Here is a 5,632-nt window from a genome sequence, read left to right as displayed (position 1 = left end):
GGCCCGACGCCGACCAGTTCGATGACCCGGCGGACGTCACCGATCCCGACGAAACACAGTCGCGCTCAGGGGTCGCCTCCGGCGCGGTGGCGCCCATCCCGGAAATCGATCCGGAAGACGAAGTTGCCGAGGCGGAAGCGCGCGCCCAGGCGGCTCGGGCACGCCTCGCCCGGCTGCGCGGGGCAGCCGAAACCGAGAAAGCGGACGACCACGCCGCTTCCCAGGATGCCGAGCAGCGGCCCGCAAAGTCGATCCGGGCACGACTACGGTTGCCGCGGCGGCCACGGTGGCTCCGGCGCCCGAGGCGGAAGACCATAGCCACCGCCGTCGGCATCGCGCTCTTCTCCGCTTCCCTCGCAGCGAGCGGTTACATGGTGTCGCAGCACCGCACCACGGTGCACAAGCAACGGCTCGCGGCAGAGTTCACTTCCGCAGCCCGGCAAGGGGTTACGGCGCTGATGTCGATCGACCCCGATCATGCCAAGAGGGATGTTGAGCGCATGATCGATGCCTCCACCGGTGACCTCAACAGCCAACTGTCGGCGATGTCGCTGCTCATGGTCAAGAAGGCAGAGGACACGAAGGTCGGCAGCAAGGTGACCGTGGAAGCCGTCGCTGTCGAGTCGTTGGGCGACAATTCTGGAGTCGTGCTCGTGGCGGCGAAAACCGATGCCATCGGGCCGGATAACGCCAAACCGCCACCGGCTTTATTTCGGCTCAGCGTCACGATGGACCGCGCAGGCGGGCAGCTCAAGATGTCGAAAGTTGATTTCCTGTCATGACTGTCGAGCCCGGGCCGTCGCTGGACAGCATGGAATCCGCACCGTCCGATGAGACGGGGTCGTCATCGGCTTCCGCCGGATCGGCTCCCGACAACCGACGGGCCACGATCAAGCGCTGGAGCCTACGGTGCCTGGCGAGATGCCGTTCGATAGTTGCGACCGTGTTGGTCGTTACCGCGATGGGCGTCGCCGCCGGTCTGTACCTCCATCTCTACCGGCCGGATCAAGAGGTCGGCGACGCGGCGGCACGCCGGGCAATCCAGGCTGCGTCAGAAGGTTCGGTGGCGGTGCTGTCGTACGCTCCCGACCACCTGAACCGTGATTTCACCAAGGCGAAGTCATATCTCACCGGTAATTTTCTCGCCTACTACACCAAGTTCACAGAACAGATCGCCGCGCTGGCACAGCAGAAGCACGTCACGGAGACAGCCAAGGTGGTTCGGGCCGCGGTTATGGAGCTGCACCCGAATTCGGCAGTGGTGCTGGTGTTCATCAACCAGACCGCCACAAGCAAGGAAAAGCCAGAACCGCAGACAACCGCGAACGGCGCCCGGGTGACCTTGACGAAAGTCAAGGGCTCCTGGCTGATCTCGAAGTTGGAACCGCTGGCGTGAGCCCTTTCCATTTTGGTTCGATCGCCATTTTGTCGGAGCGGAAGCGGTGTTAATCTCATTACACGAATAGCCGCACGCAATGTTGATACCGCATTAACAATGGCGGTTAGTTGAAGCGGGTCAAGGAGCGCCTGATGCGATCAGTTCGAACACTCACCACCGCAACGCTGGTCGCTGCCACCGTATTTGGTGGTGTGGGCACGGCATCCATCGCTCGGGCGACAACCAAGGAAGAAGTCGCCGTCAACGGCACGTTCCGCGTTACATCCATCGGCGATTATGCCCAGCGCAACGATCAGTACTTCGGGGAGCCGACGGTCGTCCAGACGTGGACGATCAGCTCGACATGCGAGACGTTCCAGGAATGCCACGGCACGTTGAGCAGCGACCAGGGCTGGACGGCGCCTCTCTACATGAACGACGGGGAGATGTGGAAGGCCAAACGCGAGGTGCCGAACTGGGAGCGATGCGAGGACGGCACCGCGTTCAACGGACAGCAGACCTTTTTCTTCTATCCGGTCAACCAATACGGCGGCTACCAGCTCGGGTCGTCGACCTACGCCGGAAAGGACAAGACGGTCGGCCCGTCCGGTGCGTGCGGGCAAAACCAGTGGCTTGACATCACGATGCCGTTGCGCCTGGACAAGCTGAGCTGACCGGGCCTTCGTAGCTTTACTTTTCGGGGCGGCCTCAGGTTGGGAGCATGTCCTGCCACGTCTTGGGTGCTTTCGGGGCAACGAGATCCGACTGCTGGTACAACTTGCCGTCCGGACCGACGTAACGACCCGTATGCGGGTCATACCGGGCGATGGTGACGGACGGCGGCACTGGCTTGCCGGCCCCACCACCGAATGAGCTCGGCGCCGCCTGCGGCCCACCGCCGCCGCCCGCATCTGCCGGCGCGGCGTCGGGAGGAGCGGGCGCGGCGGGGGGCGGAGGAAGTTCGCCGGCCGCAGGAACGTCCAGTGGCGCTATGGGCGGAAGGTCAGCCGACATTCTCGACATGGGCGCCAGCGGAGGTGGTCCCGACGACGGTGCGGGCGGTACAGCCGCTCCAACCGTTCCCGGTGGTGGATTTTCCCCCCGCGGCCCCGCCGGTGTGCCGCGCGGCACCGCCCCCGGCGGCAGCGGCGTTCCCTCCACCGGGCCGAAGATTCTGTCGTTGGAGGTGATCCGGTCGTCGGGCGGGACGCCCTGGGAGAGCAGGTTGGGGTCCAGCGGATAGGGGCCGAGGACGTGCTGGCGCATCGCCAGCGGCATGTACGGTTTGTCGCTGTTGCAGATTTCGACGGTGGGCGCGCGCTTGCCCGGGTGGCCCATGCAGGGATAGTTGCGGGCACCGCGAACCGAAAGCGGTGAGTCCTGCGGGAGTTTGCAATACAACCCGTCCGGGGTGTCGATGTCGGTGAGATCGTCCGGGGATCGCCACGTGTTGGGGGGCATGAATCCGACAGTACAAATCGGCGGATCATCGATCGTGAGCGCAAAGTCGCCCTTGGCCAGACCGTCGGGATCATTGGTGGGGGAAGCAGCCTGCTCGATGGCAACCGCCGAGGGCAGCAGCACCAGCAGTTGCTCCAGCGAGGGGTGGTAGGTGATGCCGATCTGCCCGATGGTGGTCAGGTTGGCGAGCAGCACCGGCAGCGTCGGTTTGATTTGTTCAAGAAGACGGGAAGCTTCGTTCGCGGCCTCGGGGCCGTTTTGCAGGATGGTCCGGAAGTGGGAATCGTTGTTCACCAACACATCCGAGATGCCGGCGAGGCTACGCGCCCACGTCCTGATCGAATCGGTGGTCTGCGCCTGGGTGTCCAGTAGCGGCCCGGTGTCTTCGGTCAGGGCCCGAGTGCGATCGACGACGCCGTTGGCGTCGCGGGACAACGTCTGCGAAGAATCGATCAGTGACCCCAGGTCGTAACCGGCGCCATTGAAGCCCTGGAAGGACTCGTCGAGCAACTGACCGAGCTTGGTCTTCGGTATGCTCTGAACCAAGGCATTGAGCTGGTCGAGCATCGGGCCAACCGGCTGCGGAATCCGGCTGTCGCGCACCGAGATTACCGAACCGTCGTGCAGGTAGGGCGGTGAATCGGTCTTCGGCCGGAGGTCGACGTACTGTTCACCCACCGCGGAAACACTGAGCACCTCCGCTGTCAGGTCCGCGGGGACCTTCGGCGAAGTGGCAAGCGACAGCGTCGCTTTCGCGCCGGTTGGAGTCAGCCCCACCGAGGTAACCTTGCCGAGCTGGACCCCGCGGTAGGTCACGTTGGAGAACCGGTACAGGCCACCGGCGGCTGGCAGCTCCAGCGTCACCGTCATCCGGCCGATGCCGAGCAGGGTGGGCGCCTGGATGTAGAAGAGCACCATCGCGATCACGCCGACGGTCCCCGCGATCGCGAAGACCGCAAGCTGGATACGAACGAAGCGCGTCAGCATCTATCCACCCGCTCCCGTCGGTGGCGCCTCTGCGGGGGCCGGGGCTTGGCCAAGGGCCCCGTCCGGCGGAGCCGCGGCCGGGGGCGGCCCGGGCAGCGGAGCCGTACCCGGCGGCGGCCCGGGCAGCGGGGGGAGGCTGGCCGGGTCGACCCACGGCGGCCTGATGGGCGAATGCAGCGGATCGTGTGTGTAATTCAGGTAATACGGCTCCCCCGGTGCTGGCGGCTCCGGCTGGTCCAGCTGCCCCCAATGGGTCCCCAGCATCAGTCCTCGCTTGAGCCGTGGAATCGAGAGATCCAGGTCGACGTGCAGGTTGAAGTAGTCGCCCCGGACCGCCCGGTCGACGAAATTCTGGGTGAACGGGAACACGAACCCAGCAGCGACGGCCGTGCCCAACTCCGGTCCGACATCGGCGAGCGCCTTGATGGTCGGCTCCAAGTTCTTGAGATTCTTCACCAGGTCGGCCTGAGTGTCGTTGACCAATCGGGTGGCGGTGTTGCTGAAGACGCGGAGCTTGTCCAGGGCGGCAGTGAGCCGTGGGCGCTCCTTGATCAGCACATCGAGCGCGGGCGGAATCTTCTGCAGCGCCTGGGTGAGAACGTCGCGTTGGCCGGCGAACGTCCCGGCGAGCCGGTTCAGCGCCTGGATGGAGTCGACGAGGTTGTTTCGCTGGTCGTCCAGCGTTCCGACGAAGGTGTCGAGACGAGTGATCAAGTCACGTACCGCGCCCTCGCGCCCGGACAGAGCAGCGGAGAAATTGTGGATGATCTCCCCGATCTGTCCCAGCCCCCCGCCGTTGACGACCGCGCCCAGCGACGACAGCGTCTGTTCCGTCGATGGGTAGGCGGACGACCGACTCAACGGGATGGTGGCGCCCGGCTGCAGCCGTCCGCTGCCCTGTTGACCGGGGGGCGTATTCAGCTCCACATGCATCGACCCCAGCAGGCTGGTCTGACCGACGGTGGCCACCACGTTGGCCGGGACGACGACATCGCGTTTCACCGAGATCTCGACGTCCGCGTGCCAGCCTTGCACCCTCATCGTGCCGACGCTGCCAACGACGACGTCGTCGATCATCACCGGCGAATTCGACTCCATCGTGCCGACATTCGGGAGTTCGACGTGGTAAATGTTGGCCCCCGGCCCGCGTCCGACCGCGCCGGGCAGCGGCAGCGAATTCAGGCCGTGGAATGCGCATCCCGTCGCCGTCACCACCACACAGCAGCCGATGGCAAACACCCGGCGCGCCGCGATCCGCGCGATCATTGTTGTGGCCGATCGGCCGGCAGCAGCATGTCTGACGTGCTCTGCGCTGGGGGCGGAGGTGGCGGCATCGGGGTCGACGGCGGGGGCGGCAGCGGCATCGCCGCGCCCGGTATGGGCGCCGGCGGCACCGCCCCCGGCGGTCCAACCGGATCACCGGGCAAACCGGTGTAGGCCGACACCGCGGGCGGGATTTCGGGTGGTCCAGGTTTCGGGCCCTCACCGCCGGGCGCCAGCCGGGCTTCGCTGTAGACGATTTTGGACGGATCCACGGACTTCTGCAGGAAGATGTTGATGGGAATTGGCAGGTTGTTGAAGTTGAGTAGCCGCAGGCCAGGACCGAGAAATAGGGCACACAGCTTCCCCGATTCGACCGCAGTGACGTTCTCGATGGCTCCGATTTGGTCGCAGCCCGGGAAGGACAGCAGAAGCTGACCGCCCCACGTCGGGTTCGCGAAGTTCATAATCCCGAAGCCGCCCACGATGGTTCCGGTGTCGGCGTTGTAGTCGTTGAAGAAGTTGCCGAGCGCGTTCGGCGAGGTG

The 5,632-nt window shown here is 65.3% G+C and carries 5 protein-coding genes and 1 pseudogene; 3 read left to right on the top strand and 3 right to left on the bottom strand.

What is annotated here, in order from left to right:
* Positions 1-86 precede the first annotated feature (86 nt).
* From A5697_RS28175 to A5697_RS21785, 3 genes are all read left to right on the top strand, one after another.
* Positions 87-782 carry a hypothetical protein gene (locus tag A5697_RS28175; RefSeq protein ID WP_068012013.1) on the top strand — a complete coding sequence of 232 codons (696 nt, stop codon included), beginning with the start codon at positions 87-89 and terminating at the stop codon, positions 780-782.
* Positions 779-1,396, top strand: coding sequence for a hypothetical protein (locus A5697_RS21790; RefSeq protein ID WP_067944316.1), 618 nt, complete (start codon positions 779-781; stop codon positions 1,394-1,396). The genes A5697_RS28175 and A5697_RS21790 overlap by 4 nt, the downstream gene beginning before the upstream one ends.
* A 134-nt stretch (positions 1,397-1,530) precedes the next feature.
* The gene (locus A5697_RS21785; RefSeq protein ID WP_067944334.1) at positions 1,531-2,052 is read left to right on the top strand and encodes a hypothetical protein; all 522 of its coding nucleotides are present in this window, start codon (positions 1,531-1,533) and stop codon (positions 2,050-2,052) included.
* Between the two features lie 34 nt (positions 2,053-2,086).
* Here the strand turns inward: A5697_RS21785 and A5697_RS21780 are convergent, their stop codons facing one another.
* From A5697_RS21780 to A5697_RS28170, 3 genes and pseudogenes are all read right to left on the bottom strand, one after another.
* Positions 2,087-3,826 (bottom strand): MCE family protein, encoded by a 1,740-nt coding sequence (locus A5697_RS21780; RefSeq protein ID WP_067944318.1) that lies wholly within the window; start codon positions 3,824-3,826, stop codon positions 2,087-2,089.
* On the bottom strand, positions 3,827-5,092 hold the full coding sequence (locus tag A5697_RS21775) for an MCE family protein (RefSeq protein WP_067944320.1): 1,266 nt from the start codon (positions 5,090-5,092) through the stop codon (positions 3,827-3,829).
* Positions 5,089-5,632: pseudogene (locus A5697_RS28170) on the bottom strand (mammalian cell entry protein); the annotation flags it as partial. The gene A5697_RS21775 and the pseudogene A5697_RS28170, both read right to left, overlap by 4 nt.

The organism is Mycobacterium sp. E3251, from assembly GCF_001666835.1.
Lineage (GTDB): Bacteria > Actinomycetota > Actinomycetes > Mycobacteriales > Mycobacteriaceae > Mycobacterium.
This window is presented reverse-complemented; position numbering and strand designations above follow the sequence as displayed.

Bases quoted from the DNA above. Each gene is read 5' to 3' on its own strand.
- A5697_RS21780 (WP_067944318.1), bottom strand. From the start codon at position 3,826: ATGCTGACGCGCTTCGTTCGTATCCAGCTTGCGGTCTTCGCGATCGCG.
- A5697_RS21775 (WP_067944320.1), bottom strand. From the start codon at position 5,092: ATGATCGCGCGGATCGCGGCGCGCCGGGTGTTTGCCATCGGCTGCTGT.
- A5697_RS21785 (WP_067944334.1), top strand. From the start codon at position 1,531: ATGCGATCAGTTCGAACACTCACCACCGCAACGCTGGTCGCTGCCACC.
- A5697_RS21790 (WP_067944316.1), top strand. From the start codon at position 779: ATGACTGTCGAGCCCGGGCCGTCGCTGGACAGCATGGAATCCGCACCG.